The 20216-nt window shown below is 59.3% G+C and carries 14 protein-coding genes and 3 pseudogenes; 5 read left to right on the top strand and 12 right to left on the bottom strand.

The genetic code is table 11. The features are described from left to right. The coding region (locus tag AC1DE4_RS27400) for a hypothetical protein (protein ID WP_477883988.1) at positions 1-201 on the bottom strand (201 nt) is incomplete at its 3' end. A gap of 1115 nt (positions 202-1316) precedes the next feature. On the opposite strand from AC1DE4_RS27400, the gene AC1DE4_RS27395 reads away from it, so the two are divergent. Both AC1DE4_RS27395 and AC1DE4_RS27390 read left to right on the top strand, forming a co-directional pair. After that, positions 1317-3077 (top strand): MOSC domain-containing protein, encoded by a 1761-nt coding sequence (locus AC1DE4_RS27395; RefSeq protein ID WP_477883986.1) that lies wholly within the window; start codon positions 1317-1319, stop codon positions 3075-3077. Positions 3078-3110: 33 nt separating this feature from the next. Next, a complete protein-coding gene (locus AC1DE4_RS27390) occupies positions 3111-3704 on the top strand; it encodes a redoxin domain-containing protein (RefSeq protein WP_169681995.1) in 594 nt (197 codons plus the stop codon). Between the two features lie 306 nt (positions 3705-4010). Here the strand turns inward: AC1DE4_RS27390 and AC1DE4_RS27385 are convergent, their stop codons facing one another. The 6 genes and pseudogenes from AC1DE4_RS27385 to AC1DE4_RS27360 form a co-directional block, all read right to left on the bottom strand. Then, positions 4011-4391 (bottom strand): response regulator, encoded by a 381-nt coding sequence (locus AC1DE4_RS27385; RefSeq protein WP_169681996.1) that lies wholly within the window; start codon positions 4389-4391, stop codon positions 4011-4013. Between the two features lie 235 nt (positions 4392-4626). After that, positions 4627-4854 (bottom strand): annotated as a pseudogene (locus AC1DE4_RS27380) (hypothetical protein); the annotation flags it as partial. 139 nt (positions 4855-4993) lie between these two features. Beyond that, complete coding sequence (locus tag AC1DE4_RS27375) at positions 4994-5674, bottom strand: response regulator transcription factor (RefSeq protein WP_169681997.1); 681 nt, start codon at positions 5672-5674, stop codon at positions 4994-4996. A 344-nt stretch (positions 5675-6018) separates the two neighbouring features. Beyond that, positions 6019-8466, bottom strand: coding sequence for a PAS domain-containing sensor histidine kinase (locus tag AC1DE4_RS27370; RefSeq protein WP_169681998.1), 2448 nt, complete (start codon positions 8464-8466; stop codon positions 6019-6021). A gap of 46 nt (positions 8467-8512) precedes the next feature. Continuing rightward, on the bottom strand, positions 8513-9178 hold the full coding sequence (locus AC1DE4_RS27365) for an MEDS domain-containing protein (protein ID WP_018859125.1): 666 nt from the start codon (positions 9176-9178) through the stop codon (positions 8513-8515). Positions 9179-9470: 292 nt separating this feature from the next. Beyond that, entirely contained in the window at positions 9471-10493 is a 1023-nt protein-coding gene (locus AC1DE4_RS27360; RefSeq protein WP_169681999.1) for an NADP-dependent oxidoreductase, read from the bottom strand. Between the two features lie 151 nt (positions 10494-10644). Between AC1DE4_RS27360 and AC1DE4_RS27355 the strand changes: the two are divergent. Further along, positions 10645-10941 (top strand): annotated as a pseudogene (locus AC1DE4_RS27355) (LLM class flavin-dependent oxidoreductase); the annotation flags it as partial. Between the two features lie 135 nt (positions 10942-11076). Continuing rightward, positions 11077-11999: pseudogene (locus AC1DE4_RS27350) on the top strand (ATP-binding protein). A gap of 212 nt (positions 12000-12211) precedes the next feature. Here AC1DE4_RS27350 and AC1DE4_RS27345 read toward each other — a convergent pair. The 4 genes from AC1DE4_RS27345 to AC1DE4_RS27330 all read right to left on the bottom strand — a co-directional run bounded on the left by AC1DE4_RS27345 (position 12212) and on the right by AC1DE4_RS27330 (position 15893). Further along, positions 12212-13444, bottom strand: a complete 1233-nt coding sequence (locus AC1DE4_RS27345; protein ID WP_192242023.1) for an MFS transporter — start codon at positions 13442-13444, stop codon at positions 12212-12214. Positions 13445-13699: 255 nt separating this feature from the next. Beyond that, positions 13700-14419: an SDR family NAD(P)-dependent oxidoreductase gene (locus AC1DE4_RS27340; RefSeq protein ID WP_025661423.1), complete on the bottom strand. Its 720-nt coding sequence runs from the start codon at positions 14417-14419 to the stop codon at positions 13700-13702. A gap of 108 nt (positions 14420-14527) precedes the next feature. After that, positions 14528-14956: a putative quinol monooxygenase gene (locus AC1DE4_RS27335; RefSeq protein WP_192242022.1), complete on the bottom strand. Its 429-nt coding sequence runs from the start codon at positions 14954-14956 to the stop codon at positions 14528-14530. 85 nt (positions 14957-15041) lie between these two features. Further along, entirely contained in the window at positions 15042-15893 is an 852-nt protein-coding gene (locus AC1DE4_RS27330; protein ID WP_192242021.1) for a VOC family protein, read from the bottom strand. A 172-nt stretch (positions 15894-16065) separates the two neighbouring features. Here AC1DE4_RS27330 and AC1DE4_RS27325 point away from each other — a divergent pair, with 172 nt between their 5' ends. Beyond that, entirely contained in the window at positions 16066-17307 is a 1242-nt protein-coding gene (locus AC1DE4_RS27325; RefSeq protein ID WP_246779308.1) for an MFS transporter, read from the top strand. On the opposite strand, the gene AC1DE4_RS27320 is transcribed toward AC1DE4_RS27325, so the two are convergent. Next, the gene (locus AC1DE4_RS27320) at positions 17264-20170 is read right to left on the bottom strand and encodes a winged helix-turn-helix domain-containing protein (protein WP_192242019.1); all 2907 of its coding nucleotides are present in this window, start codon (positions 20168-20170) and stop codon (positions 17264-17266) included. The two genes, AC1DE4_RS27325 and AC1DE4_RS27320, sit on opposite strands and share 44 nt — an antisense overlap. Positions 20171-20216: the final 46 nt, after the last annotated feature.

The following is a 20216-nucleotide window of genomic DNA, read 5'->3' as shown; positions in this document are numbered from 1 at the left end:
GACGCGAACCTTGACGCACTGCTTCTTGTCGGCGTTCCACCAGGTATTGTTGCCGCCCACGTCAACATAGCCCCGCGCCTGCATTTCGCTCTCGGCGCCAGCGGCTCGCGAGCCCACGAGGTCGGCGATATCGGATGGCGATTTGGCGAACGCGGCCAAGGGCACCAGGACTACGAGGCTGATTGCTATTGTCAGGCGCATGATGATTTCTCCCTGGCATACATACCGCGCAACGTTAGTAGAACCCAGTATCGTTGAGCAAGGCTGTGCTTAGACGACCGCTTGCTGCCGAAGACCCGCGGGCTTGACGTCCCCAAGCACCGCCCACTGCCAATCAGCCGGCCCCTCCCAAAAAACTGTAGATAACGTCGGTCACGCGATTTATTAGCAAAGACTAAATCTGCTACGCTTATTCGATCCTAGCAGTTAACGGCTCTATCGAATGACACGGAGGCTGATTTGCGAAAGACGGCTGTGAACAAAGAATACCTCGGGGCAGGCGCTCCGGTTCAGAGCAGCATCCTTCTGCGAGGTGCGCCATTCGACGCCCGCAATATTCCTCCATATTACCTGGACTTCTCATTCATCAAGCATGCTCTCAAGAGCATCTGTCGCGAGAACGGAATTGAGCGCGACCGCAGGGCAAGGGTCGAGGTCGCTGCTATGGTGATCGCCTTGTTTCAGGAAGGGGCACGTTCCGAAGGTGAAATCGTGGAACGCGCCCGCCAGAGGTGGTTGGAGGCAAGTATCCAATAGACACACCGAGCGGCTGCGGGTCGCGTTGTCCCAGGTAGCCAACGGCTGTCGGGGATCAGTCCACTCTCGACATTCCTAAACTGCACTAGATGCGGGATCCACATGGGTTTGGGAGCACTCGACACCCAAGCGGAGGGGTCTGCTTCGATACTTCCGTATGATTGTAATGTATTGGGGGTTCGGCGATCATGGTGTCGGTAGCCGCCGCGGCAGCACACCCGCGATTTTGATTGAGCTCAAGTCCGAAGGGTGCGTCTGGCAGCGTATGGGTCCAGTTTGTCCGTTTTTGCATACTGCTTCAAGTATCGGACATTGCTTTAGCCCTATGAAAATACGCTTGCCCAGGTATTCGTCTATTGATGACCGGGCGGCGCCGACCCGCCATGAAAGCAGGCCCGTCATCGACCCGCCATTCAACCAAGGTATCGGCCACACCTTCGTATAATGGAATGCGTGTCCGTTCGGATGTTTTCTTGTCACGGGACCGGGCAACATGTCCGCTTGCGGATCAGAAGCCTTGGATCCTCGACCAAGCGGCATTGGCATGGGGAGTATGTCTTATGGCTCGCCTTCTTTCCGTCAACGTCGGGTTGCCCCGCGACGTCGAATGGCAAAACAGGATCGTCAAGACGGCGATTTGGAAGAGCTCGGTCGAGGGTCCACGCATGGCGCGGACATTGAACATCGACGGCGATCGGCAGGCGGACCGGGCCGGACATGGTGGCAAGCAACGCGCGGTGTTCGTCTACCAGATAGACTCCTACCGGTACTGGGAAAGGCACTTGGGCCGAAGCGACTTTGTCTATGGGCAGTTCGGAGAAAACTTTACGGTGGACGGGCTTGCCGACGCCGAGGTCTGCATCGGTGACCGCTATCGCATCGGTGGGGCGCTGTTCGAGGTGACGCAGCCCCGTGTCACGTGTTATCGGCTCGGCATTCGCATGGACGTGCCCGAAACGGCGGCTCTGTTGGTGTTGCATGACAGACCGGGCTTCTATTTTCGCGTTCTTGAGGAGGGGTATGTCCAAGCGGACGACGCTATCATCAAGACCGCATCCGGAGAGGGCGGCATGAGCGTCTCGGAGATCAACGCGCTGCTCTACAAGCCTGGCCATCGCCGCGACCGATTGGAACGGGCGCTGCGCAATCCGGCGTTGAGCGATGGTTGGCGCCATTCGTTCCAGGCTTTGCTCACACAATCGGCCGAGGGCGCGAAGGTGACGGGAAATGCTGGCCTGACGGGCGTGATCGAGACGCGCCCGGCGTGGGGTGGCTTCCGCGAGTTCCGCGTTGCTCGCAAGACGCCGGTGGTTAATCACGTCACCTCGCTTGAACTCCAGCCGTTGGACGGGAGGTTGCTGGAGAACTACCTGCCAGGGCAATTCATCGTGCTCCGGCTGCAGCCACGCTCGGCTCCGCTCCTACTTCGAAGCTATTCACTGTCAGGCCGCGCGGACGGCCAGTGTTTCAGGGTAACCATCAAGCGGGAGCCGCACGGTGCTGCCGGCAGATTCGTAAGCGAAGAACTGAACGAGGGTGATCTCGTGGAGGTGAGCGCGCCGCGCGGCAGCTTCACATTGATCCGCGGCGACGGACCTGTGGCATTCCTGAGCGCGGGGATAGGGATGACGCCAGTTCTCGGCATGCTTCATGCTCTCGCGGCTGAGAATTCTTCGCGGGAGATCTGGTGGCTCTATGGAACGCGCAGCAGCCTGGAGCATCCATTTGCACAGGAAGTACGCGAGCTCCTTCGATCGCTCCCGAATGCCCATGGCCACACCTGCTACAGCGCGCCCGCGCCAGGCGACCGACAGGGCACTGACTATGACTCGACAGGCCACCTGGACACGGCAATCCTCAAGACGCTTGGCCTTCCGATCGAGAGCGATTTCTACCTCTGCGGACCTGCGAAGTTCATGAGCGACCTCACGGAAGGACTTGCTGGCGTCGGAGTTGCGCGCCATCGCATCCACACCGAGATGTTTGGCTCCGGTTCATCCATAACGCCAGGAATCGCAACTTCGCCGCGACAGCCACCGCATCAGCCGGCTGGCGAGCCCGGCTCCGGAGGATTGGTCTCGTTCGCTCGCAGCGGATTGGCCGTGCGTTGGAACCCGAGCATGCACAGCCTGCTCGACTTGGCTGAGGCATGCGATGTGCCGGCTCGCTGGTCCTGCCGAACCGGCGTCTGCCACACCTGCGAGACCGGATTGATCTCGGGCTTGGTTACCTATCAACCGAACCCGATCGATGGAGCTGCGGATGGCAATCTGCTGCTTTGCTGCTCGCAACCGGCAGGTGACCTCGTCATAGACCTATAGCGGCCAGGGGTCGCACAAACGAAGGAATTGGACATGAGATCAGACATCGTTTCGGGAGCGGTTTTTCCAGACTACGAACTCAGCGATCACACCGGCAAGCGTCGAAAACTCTCGGAGTTGCAGGCCATCTATCCCATGGTGCTGGTTCTCAGCCGAGGCAGCTTCTGTCCCAAGGATCGACGTCAGCATGAGGGGTTGCTGCAGCTCTATCGAGAAATGGAGGTCGGGTATTGCAGGCTGGTGACGATCAGCACCGACACCATTGCCGAAACACACGAGTTCCGCAGCGGCGTCGGGGCGCATTGGCCATTTCTGTCGGATCCGAGACGGACGATCCAGCAGGATCTTGAAATCGCGGAATACACGGACCCGGTTCATAATCCGATGATCCCCCATGTCATTGTCCTCGAACCCGGTCTGGTCGTCTACAAACTCTACAATGGCTATTGGTTCTTTGGCCGCCCGACAGTTGAGGAACTTCGCCAGGATCTGCGCGAGGTCTGCAAGAAATCCTGGCCCGACTGGGACATCACGCAACCGGAGTTGCGGTCCGCTTGGCAGGAAGGGCGTAAGGATATGTTCTTTCCCTATGGCAGATCCATCGCACAAACTCTGGCCGACGATTAGCTCACCGGTTTTCGGCGACCCGACAGAGTGCAACCAGTGCGGTTAGCAAGGCGACGGTGAAGGCGTCGTCGTGCTTCGTGACAACGGCTGGACCGACGAGGAGATCACCGCTCGCCTGCCGGGGCATCGCGGCGATCACACCTTCAGCCGCAGTTGACCGCGGCTGTCTGGGGCTCCGAGCCCTGATCGTCGAGGTGGTATGCCACCGAAGAACGGTGGACAGGCGCTTTTGACGACGACGCCCCAGACGCCACGGGATCGCGTCTGGGGCCGGTGGTGAACATCCGTGATGTCAAGCCCGGCGCGTCATCCGCTGCGTTCTGCGAGTGCTCGAAGGACGGCCTTTTCGAGGGCGTCGTCGAAGAAAGGTTTGAAAAGACAATCGGATGCGCCTTTTGCAAGGAGCCTTGACCGCTGGTTCTCGTCATGGTTCGCGGTTATAAAGACGATGGGGACCGGGCTGTTGCGACGTAGGAGCTCGCACTGCAGATCCGTCCCAGACATCCCCGTCATAACGACGTCGAGAAGCAGGCAGCTCGTCGTCGCAAGGGCGCCCGAAGCGAGAAACTCCTCCGCCGACGCGAAGGCGATGCTGTCGAGGCCAAATGATTGAATAAGCGCGGGCAGGGACTCGCGAACCGACACATCATCGTCAACGACCGAAACCAATGGACGAACGTTTTCCATGGCCAACTCCGTTGCGGCCACCACACGGTATATCTGTCAACCGGTCGGAACCACCGCCGGAACACGATTGAATCTAGGAGTTGTTCAACCTCCAGTACATTGTACCAAGGTATCGGTCCGCTGGCCCTTCTTGTCGTTTGCACGATTCAGGAACAGTCCCCGGCGTGGCTATCAGACACGCTATACCGCCAGCGATGTGGTACAGGACCGATTTCGGGAGGCCGCATGGTGGGGGGAACATCTTCGTGAATATCGCTGCGTTATTGGCGAGAGCGTTCGATGGAACCGAACCGATCCACAGCCCAGCCAGCTACCAGCTCGGCCGTCGCCGGATCGCTGACATCGCCGTCGACGAGCTCGAGACGGGTTGTCCGATCGGATTACCTGGCTTGCTGACGCGCCTTGATGTCCCGACGACGTTCCAGCCCTTGTCGAGAAATGCCTTCACCAGTCCGGCACCGATCCCCTGGGACGCACCGAGGCTTCAATCCTTGCTCCCATGGAAGCATCTCCCGAAATGGGACCTCAGGCTATTGTGCCAAGGTGTCTCCGATACTATCGGATGCTGGTCTGGCGCAAAGGATAAACCTTTGCCGTGGTCCTCAATGCATGACTACCTGATCGCCGAGCCGGAGGCGCGCAAACATGGTGACAAGCTCGGGCAGAGAACGAGCATTCATTTTGCGCATCAACTGACCGCGATGCGCCTTAACGGTTATTTCGCTGATCCCAAGTTCGAAAGCCACCTGCTTGTTCAGGAGGCCGTGGACGACGAAGAACATGACCTCGCGCTCCCGGGGGCTCAGCATTTGATAGCAGGATCGAAGGGCGGCCAGCTCGCTATCTTCGCGCGTGAGTGCTGCACTGCGTTGCATGGCACTTCTTATGGCATGCAATAGCGCAGCGGTGTCGATTGGCTTGGTCAGGAATTCGAATGCGCCGGCCTTCATTGCGCGCACAGTGGTCGGCACGTCGCCGAAGCCGGTTACGAAGATGATCGGTATCCTCCTTCCATCCGCGGTCAAAAGGCTCTGAAGGTCGAGACCATTCAAGCCCGGCATGTTGACATCAAGCACGAGGCAGCTCGGCCCAGCGGGTCGCGCATGTGAAAGGAAGTCCTTCGCGGAAGCGAAAAGCAGCGGCTGCCATCCTGCGGATGCGATGAGAAGTTCCAGGGATTCCCGGACGGACACATCGTCATCGACGACAAACACAACGGATCTCTCCAGAGCCTGGATCTGCGTCTTTGCCCGCTGATGTGCGGCCGCGATGGTACTGTACATAGCTTTCTCCTTCTGACTTCGCTCAGTGTCATCTGACAAGCAAATCACGCAAGCCTTCGCTCAGAACCGTCAAAACGCGCGCCGATACATTCGACCGCCCTCGGCAAGGAGCAGTCGGAGCATCCCTTCGCCGCCTTGCTGTACTGAGCATGGCCGGTAAAACCTGCCCATTGCGTGTGAGCCTGCGGTGCGGGCCGCCCGCGTTCCGACGCCGAGGTTCATGCAATCGGTGTGCTTCATCTCCAAGAATGAATCGACATCAAATCCGTGCGACCGGATCAGATGGAGCGGTGGTTCCCGTATCGAAACATCCTCGTCAAGAATGCAAACGACTGGCTCCTTCTTCATCGCCGCGTCCTCGCTTGACCAAGGCCCGTCGCCTGGATTTGTGGCGCCGAATTCGAGGGAAGTCGGAAGCCGAAGGTCGCTCCGGCTTTTTCGTTGGATGACGCGTACATTTGACCGTTGTGCGCTTCGACGATCGAGCGGCTGACCGACAGGCCGATGCCCATGCCGTCGCTCTTGGTCGTGTGGAATGCCGTGAAGAGCTGTTCGATATCAGTCGCGATACCCGAACCTGTGTCCCGGACCGCGAGCTCGACCAGCCCCTCTGTTGTGATCGCCGTTCGCAAAGCGATTTCCCGAGGCTGGTGCGCGAGCTCGCCGATTGCGTCGATCGCGTTGCGGAACAGGTTCATGATGACCTGCTGAAGCTGAACCCGGTCCCCATCTACCCCCGGCAGTTGATCTGAAAGGTCCAACCGCAGTGCGATCCTGTTCCTTTGCAGGTCGCTCCCGATCAAGCCAACAACCTCGCGTGCGGCATCATTGAGGTCAAGCGGTTCGAGCGTTGCGGGCTGCTTCCTGAACAGTGCCCGGACCTTCCCGACCACTTCGGATGCGCGCTGTCCATCCCTGATAGTCCGGCGTGCCGCTTCCAGAGCGCCCTCGACATTCGGTGGTGTCGCGGCGAGCATTCGAAGAGACGTGCCGGCGTTCGTGATGATCCCCGAAAGCGGCTGGTTCACTTCGTGGGCTATCGAGGCCGTCATCATTCCGAGGCTCATCACCCGTGTGATCTGCGAAAGTTCGGCCCTGAATCGGTCGCGGGCTTCTTCGGCAAGACGTCGCTCCGTGATGTCCTGGCCGGCGCCGATGCATTCCACATGGCCATCGGGATACTCGAGACTGCGCGCAACGACCCTTAGATAGCGGACGGACCCGTCGCCCGAAATGATCCTGGCCTCATACTCTGGATTGTAAGCGCCAGCGCGAATTTCGTCGCGCCGGCGTGCGAGAACCTCTCTGTCGTCAGGGTGAACCCGCGTCGCCACCGCTTCCATGGTTATGACGGCGTCCTTCTCGAAGCCGAAGATGCGGCTGAGTTCGTCGGAGAAAATGACCTCATCGGTTGCTAGCTGCCAGCAGAAGGTACCGGTGTGGCTCATCCGCTCGCCTTCCGCCAGCAGCATTTCGCTGTGACGAAGCTTGTCCTCGGCCTTCTTCCTGTCGTCGATGTCGGTATTCGTTCCATACCATCGTGCCACCGACCCATCTTCGGCGAAGACCGGGTTGGACCGGATCAGGAACCACCTGTATTCGCCATCGCGACGGCGGATGCGGGCCTCTGCTTCGCCGGGAACGCCCGCGTGCAGCACCTCCTCCCACGTCTTGAGAAGGCAGGCGACATCGTCCGGGTGAACAGCTGCCCACCAGTGGTCGGCCTCATCTGCCGCGATCCCGGCAAACTCAAGCCAGGGTTCGTTCAGATATTCCACCTCTCCGCTCGGTGCCGCGGCCCAGGCCATGACGGGAATGGCGTCTACGATCTCCTGGAGTTTCTGCTCGTTGGCCGCCCTGGCGGCCTCGGCACGCCTCCGATCATCGATATCCGTCAGGAACACGTACCATGGCGCGGTCGAGGGGTCCGGGAAGGGAACGCCATGAACCTGGAACCATCGATAGTCCCCGGCACTACCCTTTACGCGCACCTCCAGATCAAAATTCTGTTCGGCTGAGATTGCCTCGTTGAAGATCCTTATCGCTGTCGGCAGATCGTCGAGATGTATGATGTCAGCATGTTGCCAGTTTCGAAACTCTTCAAGACTAACGCCGCAGTATCGGGTGAGCCGTGCGTTCACGGCCTCGACTACTCCCTCACTGGAAAGGATCGCGACCATACCCGGCATGCTGTCGACAAGACGGCGAGCAGTGCGTTCGCTTTTGCGGAGCGCTTCCTCCGTCTGCTCACGTTCGGCGATTTCCTTCTTCAGGGCCACGTTGGCAGTGGCGAGCTCCATCGTCCGCTCGGCGATTCGCTTCTCAAGCATTGCTGCCAATTTTGCCTGACCGACATGCCGCGCCGCCTCATTGACCGCAAGTGCGGCTTGATTGGCGCCGACGTTGAGTACAAGGCGCTCCTCTTGCGACAGAAGCCTGCCATGGCACCCCGCGACCAGAACGCCGGCAGCACCTCCCAATCCCACCTGCGCATGCGCAATGACCATCAGACCTCGCCCGAGCGACAGGTTGGCGGAAGCCGGCCAGGCCGAAAGAGGTCCAAGTGCGGAATCGAGGGACGCTCCAACCTCCTGAGCGTTGATAGCGACATCGGAAGTCGGCAGTCTGGCCAGTTCCACGAGTGCTGGGTCATCTGGCAGCATCAGCCGAAGATAGAGCAGGTCGACATCCAGCATCGCCTGAAGGGCGTCGAGGAGGATATTGCCGATCTGAAAAAGATCGCCACCCGACCACATCGCTGGCAAGGCAACGAGCGTGATCAGGTCGCTCATGCATCGGCGACGCCAATCATCACGTGGTGCGGCACTCTTGGCGAGATCAACCATGGTTCTCACCGCGGTCGCGAGCCTCGCTCCTCCTCGCACGCCGCTCCCGCAATTCTTCCAGGAACTGCGCCGGGGCGACATAGAATGGATTCTCCTGGAGGACGCCGCCGACGACAACCATCGGATGCGTGCGGAGAACATCGACGACAGTTTCGCCGCCAAACTTTGCAAGATCATAAATGCAAATGACAACGTCGTCGTGCTGGCTCCAGACGTCGTTCACGCGCGCTTCGAAGGATATCAGATCCGCAATATCGGATCGCCCGTCGCCGGCCCAGTCCATCTGGCATATGATCCGGCTTAGCGGATAGCCGTTGTCCGAGTGACCGCTCGCCAGCTTCTCGAAGACCGCAAGCATCCTGTCGGAATCGAAGCGACCATCGCTGAGATAGACATCGGCATTCGTTCGAATGTCGAGCTGACCGACGGCCTCCGCTTCTTCGGTGTCGATCCCTTCACAGCGGAGCCTGTCGAGGTGTGCGGGCCGCTGGCCGGGATTGACCAGATGAACGGCCTTATGCCCGCATTCGAACCCATCGACGATGAACGGTATAAGCACCTTGTAGGCCTCATCCTCGCTGTTGAAGAAGGCGCAGACATGGCGGCTGTGGCCCAATTCCGAGCCGGCGAAGCGAATTGCATGAGCATGCTGTGCCATTTGCGATCACAGTTCTGGTTCCTGTCTCGCGCCTGGGCTCCGGATCTTTCGACGCTGCCCGCCGTGGAATATTGCCAGCGACTGCCGCTCCCGCAACCAGGATGCGCCGATTATGAAATAGGGTCTATTGTACGATGGTGTTGGCTGCCGGGGCCCTTTTTGCAACGAGAGCGATGTTTCAGGTCAATGCAAAGGTAGTGGCGACGCCCAACACAATAGAGGAAGCTCCTCCTTTTGGCCATCCTGTCGGCAACAGCCGGTGACAATGAAGGGGGCATCTCAACTTTTGATGTTATTCGCTGACACGTACAATCAGCTTCCCGAAATTCTTGCCCTGCAGCAGGCCGATGAAGGCCTCGGGGGCATTCTCCAGGCCATCGACGATGTCCTCGCGGAATTTCAGGCGGCCGTCGGCCAGCCATGCCGACGCCTGGCTCAGAAAATCGGGCCGCTGGTCCGCGAATTCGCGCTGAATGAAGCCACGCACCGTCAGGCTCTTGCGAAGCACGGCTCGCATGAAGCCGGGGAGGCGATCGACGCCTTCCGCCGGTTCGTTGTTATAGTGGGCAATCAGGCCACAGACGGGTATGCGTGCGAAATCATTGAGAAGCGGAAAGACCGCTTCGGCAACGGGGCCGCCGACATTCTCGAAATAGACGTCAATCCCATCGGGGCAGGCTAACGCGAGTTGGGCGTTGAAATCCTTGGCGCGGTGATCGATTGCAACATCGAAGCCTAGTTCGTCGCGGACGAATGCGCATTTCTCAGGGCCGCCGGCAATGCCGACAGCCCTTGCACCTTCAATTTTCGCAATCTGGCCGACAACCGATCCGACGGCGCCGCTTGCTGCGGCGACAACAACGGTCTCGCCGGGCTTTGGCCTGCCGATATTGCGAAGTCCGGCATAGGCGGTGAAGCCTGGCATGCCGAGCACGCCGAGCGCCGCGGTCAGGGGTGCCTGCGTGGCGTCAAGCCTTCTCAGCCCGTCGCCGCTCGATGTAGCGTAGGTCTGCCAGCCCGAATGGGACAGGACGATGTCGCCCGGCGCAAAATTGCTGTTGCGGCTGCCGATGACGCGGGCAACCGTGCCGCCTTCCATGACCCCGCCGATAGCAACTGGCGGAGCATAAGATTTCGCGTCATCCATGCGTCCGCGCATATAGGGATCGAGTGATAGATAAAGAACCTGCAGAAGGACCTCACCTTCTGCGGCCGTCGGCAGGGGGCCGCGCTCGGTTCGGAAGTTCTCAGGCGACGGCAGCCCTTTGGGCCTTGATGCCAGCGTTACCCTTACATTCTCCAAGGCTTCGGGCATCGAATTCACTCCATAATCAAGATCGTTCATACCTGCCTGACGGTAGCGTCATCCCACCTCAGCCGCACGGTGCTTTTTTCCTTTCTTTCAACTCCAAAGAGAAAGCGGTTTCCTATCGAGCTAAATATCTACTTATTTGTGAGCCGATGTGATGACCTATCTTCTCAGCTTGCTGGACAAGGCCCCGGTCGAAGCTGGTGCGACCGCGGCGGATGCGCTTGTGGCGGCCGTCAAGCTGGCCATTGCGGTCGAGGAATTCGGTTATCACCGCTTCTGGGTCGCCGAGCATCATAGCATGACCAACCTGGCGAGTTCCGCACCCGAGGCGCTGATCGCCTATCTACTTGCACGCACGTGCTCGATCCGTATCGGCTCGGGCGGCGTGATGCTGCAACACTATAGCGCCTACAAGGTCGCCGAGACTTTTAACGTCCTGTCCTCGCTTGCGTCGAGCGCCTATCCTTTCAATCAGTCGCCATACAGATTTCAAATGGTCATTCCTTGACTTTCAATCGGTCATAGCCCTAGTTTCAAACAGTCATCAAAGGAATGAAGCTGTGGCGCTGTACCCAAGGCTCGTTGACTGATCGTCGGTCCCAGACAATCAGGAAAAACGACGTTGGCCAAGAAGATGGCCAACGAGGGGATGGAGTATTACACGCTGGACAATGCAACGACCCTGGACGCAGCGCGACAGGATCCAGTTGGTTTTGTAAGAGGTATGGATCGCGCCATCATCGATGAAATTCAGCGCGCGCCCGAGCTGTTGTTGGCCATCAAGGAAAGCGTGGATATCCCGAGGCACTGGGCCGCAAAACCTTGAGCCGCAGACAGGACTGGTATGCGGATTATATCCAGGCGATCGTTCAACGCGACGTTCGCGATGTCGCGCAAATCGAGCAGATCGCTCAAATGCCGCGCCTGCTACGCATTCTGGCAGAGCGTTCGGGACAGCTCGTGAACTATTCCAGAATTGGCGCGGCCATTGGGATGAACCACATCACAACGCAAAAATATGTCGGCATCTTCGAGAGCCTTTTCCTCGCTCGAACCGTACAACCCTGGTTTTCCAACAAACTGAAACGTCTGACGAAGACACCGAAAATACATTTCCTCGATTCCGGCCTTCTCGCATCCCTTCGAGACCTCTCTCTCGACCGCCTTCGCGACGACAGGGGTCAGTTCGGGACGTTGCTGGAGACTTTCGTTTTTGGAGAGATCCTTAAACTCGCCAGCGGCGCGCAAACCCGCCTCGAGTTTTCGCATTTTCGAGACAAGCAGCAGAACGAAGTCGATATCGTCATCGAAGATACAAGAGGGCGGATCGTCGGTATCGAGATAAAAGCGGCAGCATCCGTCTCGAATTCCGATTTTTCGGGATTGCGAATTCTGGCCGAAGCATCCGGAGAACGGTTTGTTTCGGGCATGGTCTTGTATGACCACCAGAAGGTGATCCCTTTCGGAGAACGTTTGTCCGCTGTTCCAATATCGGCCTTGTGGAGTTAGCGCGTGAGAATTTCGCTTCAATCTTCAGCCCCGATCATTCTTGAGACTTCCGAGGTTTCGATAGCAATGGGGGTCGGTCCAGGCGACAGGAGAGCGGTTCACGGAGATCTACTCACCAGGGCAACGAAAATCCAACGCCAAGGGATAGACGATGGCCCCATGCTCGTCGTGGGTGCTGCTGACGAGGCTTGTGCTTGCTTGAATGTCACTGATCATTGCGCGGGAGCCATGCGCGGACTGCCGCGCAGGACAAGTGCGAATGTGCCAAGTCCCAGCAGGGTGAGGCAAAACCCTGCCCATACCGCAGAGAGCAAACCCAAGCCGCTGCCGATGGCCAGCCCACCGGTCCAGGCGCCGATGGCATTTGCGACGTTGAGAGCGGCCAGGTTCATGGCACCCATCAAAGTTGGGGCTTCCGGCGCAAGCCGCGTAAGGCGGACCTGGATCGTGGGTATTGCTGTCATCATGGTTGCCCCAACGCAGAAAAGCCCGACGAAAAGCGTGGGGGCGCTAGAGCCGAAACTGGCAACGATCGCGAGTACGATCACGGCGCTCCCGAAGCCCACCACGATGCCGCGTGCCGGGTGTAGGTCAGCAATTCTGCCGCCAAGAAGGTTTCCTGCCGTCATGCCGATGCCGAACAGGGCGAGAGCGATCGGGATCCATCCCGGGCTCATGGAAACGACATCGGTCACGAAAGGGCCAATGAAAGTATAGACGGCAAAGATGCTCGATACGCCAAGCGCTGCCACCAGCATCATCCACCAGACCGCCGGTTTGCCGAGCGAACTTAGTTCTCGGACGATTGAACCGCCATTCAAGGCATTCGTCCTGGGGAGCCATAGCCACAACGCAGCGGCGGACAGCACACCGAGAGCTGCAACGGCAAAGTAGGTATTCCTCCACCCCAGGTTTTGGCCGAGGAAGGTGGCGAGGGGTGATCCGACGATCGTGGCAATCGTCAGGCCGCTCATCACGAGGGCGAACGCCTTCCCACCATGTCCCGGGCCGACAATATATGATGCCACGACCGCCCCCGCCCCGAAGTAGGCGCCTTGAGGCACGCCACTGATAAAGCGAGCGACCGCAAGCGTGCCGAGGCCTGTCGCCAAGGCGGAGAGGATGTTTCCGCACACGAAGACAGTCATAAGCAACAGAAGCAAAGTTCTACGGTTAAGATGAGCCGCGGCCAGCGTGACGAGGGGCGCACCGATCACGACACCGAATGCGTATGCTGTTATCGCGTTCGTGGCGGCCGGCAGATCGATCTGCAAACTTGCCGAGAACAGTTGCAGAATTCCCATACTCGCGAATTCGGATGTGCCAATACAGAAGCTTCCGAGCGCAAGAGCGAAGAGAGTGAGGCCGGCTTTCTGCCGTTGTCGCTGGTCAGTACAGTGAACGTTCACAGCGGCGCATTGGGCTTCAAAGGCTTTACTGAGCATTTTGGCCTCCGTTGATTTGAGGTGACTGCTTCGTCTCGACGCGGTTTGTTTCATTTGGAATTGCAGCAGCCGATCAAGGGTGCCGCTACCGAGAACCTTACTGTTGAGAAGGCATCACGATTGTTAAATGACGCTTAGCTCCGAAAAAATGTGCTACAGCCATCCCATGAGCGATCCTACGCGGTGCCGCGATTGCCGACCGCCCGGAGCGGGTTGCAAGACAGGGCCCTTTTGTGGGCCGCATTTCCCCTCGCGCTACTGGGCGAGATACCCCCCGTCGATATTCAATTCGATGCCGGTCACGTAGCTTGCCTCTTCGGAAGCCAAGTACAGACAGCCATATGCGATCTCGATCGGCTTGCCGCCGCGTTTCATAGGAGTCATGGCGATGACGGCATCGTTGAGTTCTGGCGCCTGCTTGTCCGTCAACGGCGTATGTATGAAGCCCGGATGTACGGAGTTGACCCTGATGCCGTCGGATACGAACGTTATCGCTGCGTTTTTGGACATGTTGCGGACAGCACCTTTGGCGGCATGGTAGGAGTGCGCACCTGCAACTGCCGCACTGCCCCATATCGAGGAGATGTTGACGATCGAACCCGCCTGCTGCTTGCGCATCACACGAACTGCTTCACGCATGCCGAGGAAAACGCCGGTCTGGTCGACGGCGATCATCTTCAGCCAGTCCTTCATTTCCAACTTGTCCAGGGGTTCGTAAGCGATAATGCCGGCGTTATTGACCAGCACGTCCAGGCGGCCATGCTTCCGGAGGATCGCGCTAACGACGGTTGCCCATTGCTCTTCGCTGGTTACATCAAGTGTCACCGCTTCAACCCCTTCGGGGTATGGTTGCTCGGGCGGCTTGATGTCACCCGCGACGACGATGGCGCCCTCGTTATCGAACAGTTCCGCCACGGCGAAGCCAATACCACCAGCGGCTCCGGTGACCAATGCAACCTTGCCTTTGAGTCTCATATCGCAATTCCCGGTCTGACGGTCTCGCAGGCGAAGGCGTCCGCGGGGCGGTTCTCCCCGCAATTCGCGATTGCCTTCATTCGCCGACGTGTGGTCTTGTCAGACCTACTAGTCGCTGGCCGGCGCCAGAATTTGCATTCGCATCACCTTCACGCCCCCGTCGGCGAGTTCTGGCAGCTTGGCAAACCACTCCTTCACATAAGGCATTGCGTTATGTGCCTCGAAGTCGGTTTCGTTGGCAAATATCTCGTAGAAGATAAAGTGGCCGGGGGTCTCTCGGCTCTCCTGCAGGAAGTAGACGAGGTTTGCAGGATCGCTACGCACGAGGTCGATGAGCGGAAGCGTGATGGCTCTCAGTTCGGTCTCCTTGCCCGGTTTGGCACGGACCTCGGCAACGACCGAGTAAGCTCCGCGGGCAATTCTGACATAGCCCTGTCCCGGACCTTCCTGTGCGAGCGCTTCCGTTTGGAGGACTGTTCCCGCGAGCAGGCCACCAAGCAGAATAGCCGAGGTTTGCAGCCGCAATGCTCTGATCATGTCATATCTCCCTATCTCGCCCCATCGCAGTGGCCGCTGACAAAGCCGGGGCCGGTTTGAGAAGTGATGTCGATGCCTTTTGGGTCTACTTCGCGGCGAGTTGCAGATGCGCTGCCAGCGCGTCGGCAAACCGCTTTTTCACCGGCCCGAGCGCCTTCACAAACTCCAGTTGTTCCCCCTCCGGGCCTTTGCAATAGATCAGTTCCCATCCGTCTGATGGCGCGACAGTCACCTTGTTGGTGTTAGCACTCAAAGGAGCCGCCTTTCGCTCCTCTTCAGTCGAAACGCGAATGATGCGATTTGCTCGTACCTGCGTCATTCCGCGTCGTGCGGACTCCGCCTCGAGATCGGCGATGAACTGATTGAAGTCGACATCGTCTCCGACATGGAAGCAGATGTGCATCATTCGCGGGAAGGCCGGGCTCATATGCTCCAGCGGTTCGGCGAAAGCCTTCGGGCCGCCCATCGGCTGGTCGGCATCGCGATACTGCAACAGTTCGATTACGACATTGTCGAACTGAATAAACCGCACGTCGAGGCGTTGGGTGCCTCCTCTGAGATCGGGAACGCCTATTGTCCGTGGATTTACGCCGAGTTGATTGGCGAGAATTTCCTGGTCGGCCAGGAGCGTGTTCTGGACCGCGTCGCCTTGGAAATCGCCGTGGCGGAAGACTTCGGTTCCGCCGAGCACTGCCGTGTAGAACTCATAAGCGCGTTCCATGTTTTGTACGGTGAGGCCGAAATGCTGCACACCCTGGAGCCGGGCGCCTAGCGAACCCGTGGCGCGGGTTGCTGCCGGCGCTTCCTCCGCGAAGGCAGTGGCGCTACCGCCGAGGGCGGCGGCAATTCCGCCGAGAGCAAAGCCTCCCGCAGCGCAAAGAACAGCTCGGCGATCCGGGTCGTCCGGTTGGATAGAAGTCTTTTGCGTGCGCGACATCGTTAGCTCCCGTGGTTCGTTGGGGTGATTGCGAAAATTCTAACGCGGATGCGCTTGCGAGGCTGGTTAAGATCGGGGAAATTCGGTGAACCGAGCCGCAATCCCGTTAGCACGATATCGACGCCTGTGGGCGGACTGCGGTCTCCGAGAGCGGCACCAACCAAAGGCTCATATGGGTATGGACAGGACGGCGGGGCGAACCAGACGGATTGCGATCGTGTTGGGTGCAGGCGTGGGGATGTATTTCAGCATCGGGATCGTGCTGATCTATGGCTTTAGCGTTTTCATTGTACCGATCACCGCGGATACTCAGTGGGATCGGACAGTGGTGGCCGCCGTGGTCGCACCGATAGCCATCGTAAACGGTCTCATGTCGCCTGTAGTGGGTGCACTAACGGATCGGTTCGGTCCGCGCCGGGTGCTTGTTGTTTCATCCGTGTCGATGGCCATCGGCCTTGTTGGTGTGGGAATCGCGCCAAATAGCCTGGAGACATTCATCGTGACCGTCGTTGTGGCGAGCCTCATGGGCGCCGCGCAGACCGGCGTGCCCTATACCTATATGATCGTCGGATGGTTCTCCTCACGACGCGGTCTCGCATTGGGGGCCATGCTTGCCTTCGTTGGACTTGGGATCGCGACGGTTCCTCCCTTCCTCGCATTCCTGATTTCCGTGTGGGGCTGGCGCTTTGCCTTTGTGGCGGCCGGTCTGGTGTCCATGGCGGCTACGCTACCTGTCGCGCTTTTCGTTGTTCGCGATCCACCTGCACGTCGTGAGGTCGTGGGTTCAGGGGGCGAGGGCCACACTGTTCGCCAGGCGGTGGAAACCGCCAGCTTCTGGCTGATGTTGGCCGCCTTCTTTTTCAATTACTTCGCTGCTGCGGCCGGATCGATTTCACTCCCTGTCGTTTTGGCGGATCGCGGCGCCGATCCGGCGAATGCAGCTTTTGTCATGAGCCTTGTGGGCCTCGCTTTCATCGCCATGCGCCTCGGCTACGGGGCGTTGCTCGACAGATTGCCGCCGGTGCCATTGACCAGCCTGGCCTTTTTGTCACCCGCTGTCGGTCACCTCATTTTATTGAGCTCGGAGGGTCTCATCCCAGTCTATGTCAGTGCCGTCTTTTTCGGCCTTGCCACCGGAGCGGAAGGTGACGCGATCGGGTACCTCCTGGCGAAGCGCTTCGGAATGCGCAGCTTCGGTAAGCTCTTCGGCATCAACTACATGGCTTTGACGTTTGGCGCGGGCCTCGGACCGGCCTCGTTGCATATCATGGCCGCCGAAGGCACCCACTACCTCGAGGCCTTCACGATCTTTGCCGTGATTGCGGCGATCGCTCCGGTGCTCCTGATTTTGGATGGTCGTACGCGATCGCTTACCGCTCGGGAGCAGACTGAGTACGCTTTGCGCGCCGAGTGACAGGGACGGCGGCCGCCCGCCTCCTGCCGACGTCCTTCAAAACATTGAGGAGCTCGCGAGCTCTAACAAGATCACGGGTTGCGAACCCGTCGTTGAAGCGCCCGTAGACGGGCGCCAAAACTCCTGCGGCCTTGACGTCTTGATCCGTCCGAAGCCAATGCTCGGCTAGAGCCGTCGCCGCGCGCAACTCCCATGACAGCGCGCCCTGCCGGCGCGCCAGATCGATTGCTTGCACATAAAGCGCCTCGGCGGGTTTGTCGGTCCGGTGGTCGCCCTCCTTGCCCAACAAATCCGCCTTTATGCGCAACAGTTCAGGCATGCACCAAATTTCGCCGGTGGAAGCCGAAAGTGCGAGGGCCTCGTCGATTGCCATGCGCCCCGCTTCGACGTCTCCATATTTTCCCAGATCCGCAGCATAAACGCCGATGTAGAATGGGCACCGCATGCGGAAGTCCACAGCGAGAAGCTCATCAAGCGCGCCTCTCAAGACTGCCAGTCCAGATGCGTCGCCGCTCTGCAGAAGCCACTCCGCGCGCAAGCAGCGGCCCATGGCACTCCAAACCGTCATGGCGTGTTCGGCGACATGAGCTTCGATGGCGACAAGCAGGCGCTCAGCGGCAGCAAGGTCTCCCGTCAGCAGCGCGATAGGGCAGGCCGTGTGGACGACGGCATTGCAGAGCGCGAGGGCATGTTGCGCGGCGCGCGCCTCTTCCAACTGGCGCTGTGCCATGGCAACCGCCTTGTCGGGATGTCCCTGTAGCCAGGTAACGTTTGCAAGGGTGCCCCGCGCCGCAGATCGCGGGTCCAATTGAAACCGCGCAATGTCCGAGCGAGTCGGGGGAGGAATGTATCTGGCTAACATGCGTTCGAGGTGATGCTGTGCGTCGGCAAGCTCGCCGAGGTAACGCAGGGCAGTCCCTGTCTGCCTGTCGACGTTATTTCGTGCGTCGAGATCGCCGCGATCGGTTGCCAGCTCTCGGATCTTTTCCGCCATCGCCAGGGCGGCGCGATGGTCGCCCGTCCATGTGAAATAGTCGCACAACCCCCAGAGACATCTGAGCGCGTAGTCGGTGTTGCGGAGTGACTCGGCGCAACCGAGTGCTGCCGTCCAGGCTGCCTTGACCTCGGGGAGGGGCCCCCGCGTATGAAGCAGCGTGGTTCCATAGGCAAATTGCAGCTTCATTTCGTCGCCCGCATTGCGGAAATTGGCAAAGCGATTGCCAAGAGCGTGTTCCACGCCCGCGCGACACTCTTCCACGAGCGATAGATGCTCCCAGAAGGGAAGAGCCGCTACCGTGAGCGCTACGCCGATGGCACCGCTGCGGTTCCCGGAGAACGCCCAGCCCAAAGCACTGCGGATATCATCCATCTTCCGCCCGTACTCGGCGAGCCAGTCGGCGGTCGGCCGAATTTTCCATTCGGCCTCGGCGCGTTGGGCGAGTTCGAGGAGATGTTCGGCGTGGCGTTGACGCATGCTGTCGCTTTCGCCGCTTTCGGCAAGTTTCTGCAGCGCATATCTGCGTGTCGTATCGAGCAATCTGTACTGCGTCCCGAGCTCTCCTCTCTCCGTCGAGACCAGCGACTTCGCAACGAGGTTCGCGACAGCGTGAATGCATTCAGAGCGGGGGCGACCCTTGTCGACCGCAACGGCGCAAGCGGATTCGAGACTGAAGGCTCCGGCAAAGACGGAGAGGCGTCGCAGCAGGACGCGTTCAGGCTCGACGAGCAGTCCGTAACTCCAGTCCATCGTCGCAGCCAAGGTATGGTGGCGAGAGTCACGGCCGCGCCTATCGCTCAACACATGAGATTGATCGGAAAGAATATCGAGGAGTTCGCGTGTACTGAACGCATCCAGTCGAGGCGCTGCAAGTTCGATCGCGAGTGCCAGCCCATCGAGCCTGCGGCAGATCTCGGCAACGATTGGTGCGTTGTCATCGCTGAGCTTGAACTCGTTGCGACTTCCAGCCGCGCGCTCGACAAAGAGCTCAACAGCTGGGAACGCCAGAGCCCCAGCTGCAGAAAGTCCCGACGCCTCCGGTGGGGTTTCGAGCGGCGGCAGGCGATGGATCTGTTCTCCAAGAACCCGTATTGGTTCTCGGCTTGTCGCCAGAATTCGCACCCTTGCTGCAGCAGCCAGAAACGCGTCTGCGCAAGCAGCCACCGCTTCGACAACATGTTCACAATTGTCGAGGACAAGCATGAAATCCCGGTCGGTCGCGAAGGCGGCGATCGCAGCTTTGATATTCGCCGAGTGAACCCTTAATCCCATCGCCGTGGCGATCGACGTCGGTACGAGAGTTGCATCGTTCACAGTCGCCAGATCAACGAACCAGACGCCATGTTCATAAGCCGTGGTCAGTCGGTCAGCGATTGCGAGCGCCAATCTCGTCTTGCCAACGCCACCCGGGCCTACGATCGTCACGAGGCGTGAGCCCTCAAGGGCACGCCCGATCGCATCAATGGCAGGATCTCTTCCCACCAAGCGGGTCGCTGAAACCGGCAGGTTATGCTTGCGGGCCGACGTCGCGATACCGGAGGCGCCACTGTGCCCGGAAATATGCACGGGAAACACGAACTGATAGCCGCGGCCGCTCACCGTCGCTATGTATTGCGTGCCGTCGGGGGCGTCCCCAAGCACCCGACGAAGTGCCGCAATGTTCACCTTGAGATTGCTTTCCTCGACGAAAGTATCCGGCCAGGCCCGCGACACCAGCTCAGCCTTGCTCACCGGTTCACCAGGTCGCTCAATCAGAGCCACCAAAATTTCCAGAGCGCGGCTACCGATACGGACGGCCGTCTGATCCCGCATCAGCGACTGGCGTTCCGGTACAAGCACATATGGACCAAATGAATAAGAAGGCACGGCCAAAGCTCCGGGCGAAAAAATGCAAAGCCTTTCAATACGGGGA

The organism is Rhizobium sp. 10N414, from assembly GCF_056394785.1.
This window is presented reverse-complemented; position numbering and strand designations above follow the sequence as displayed.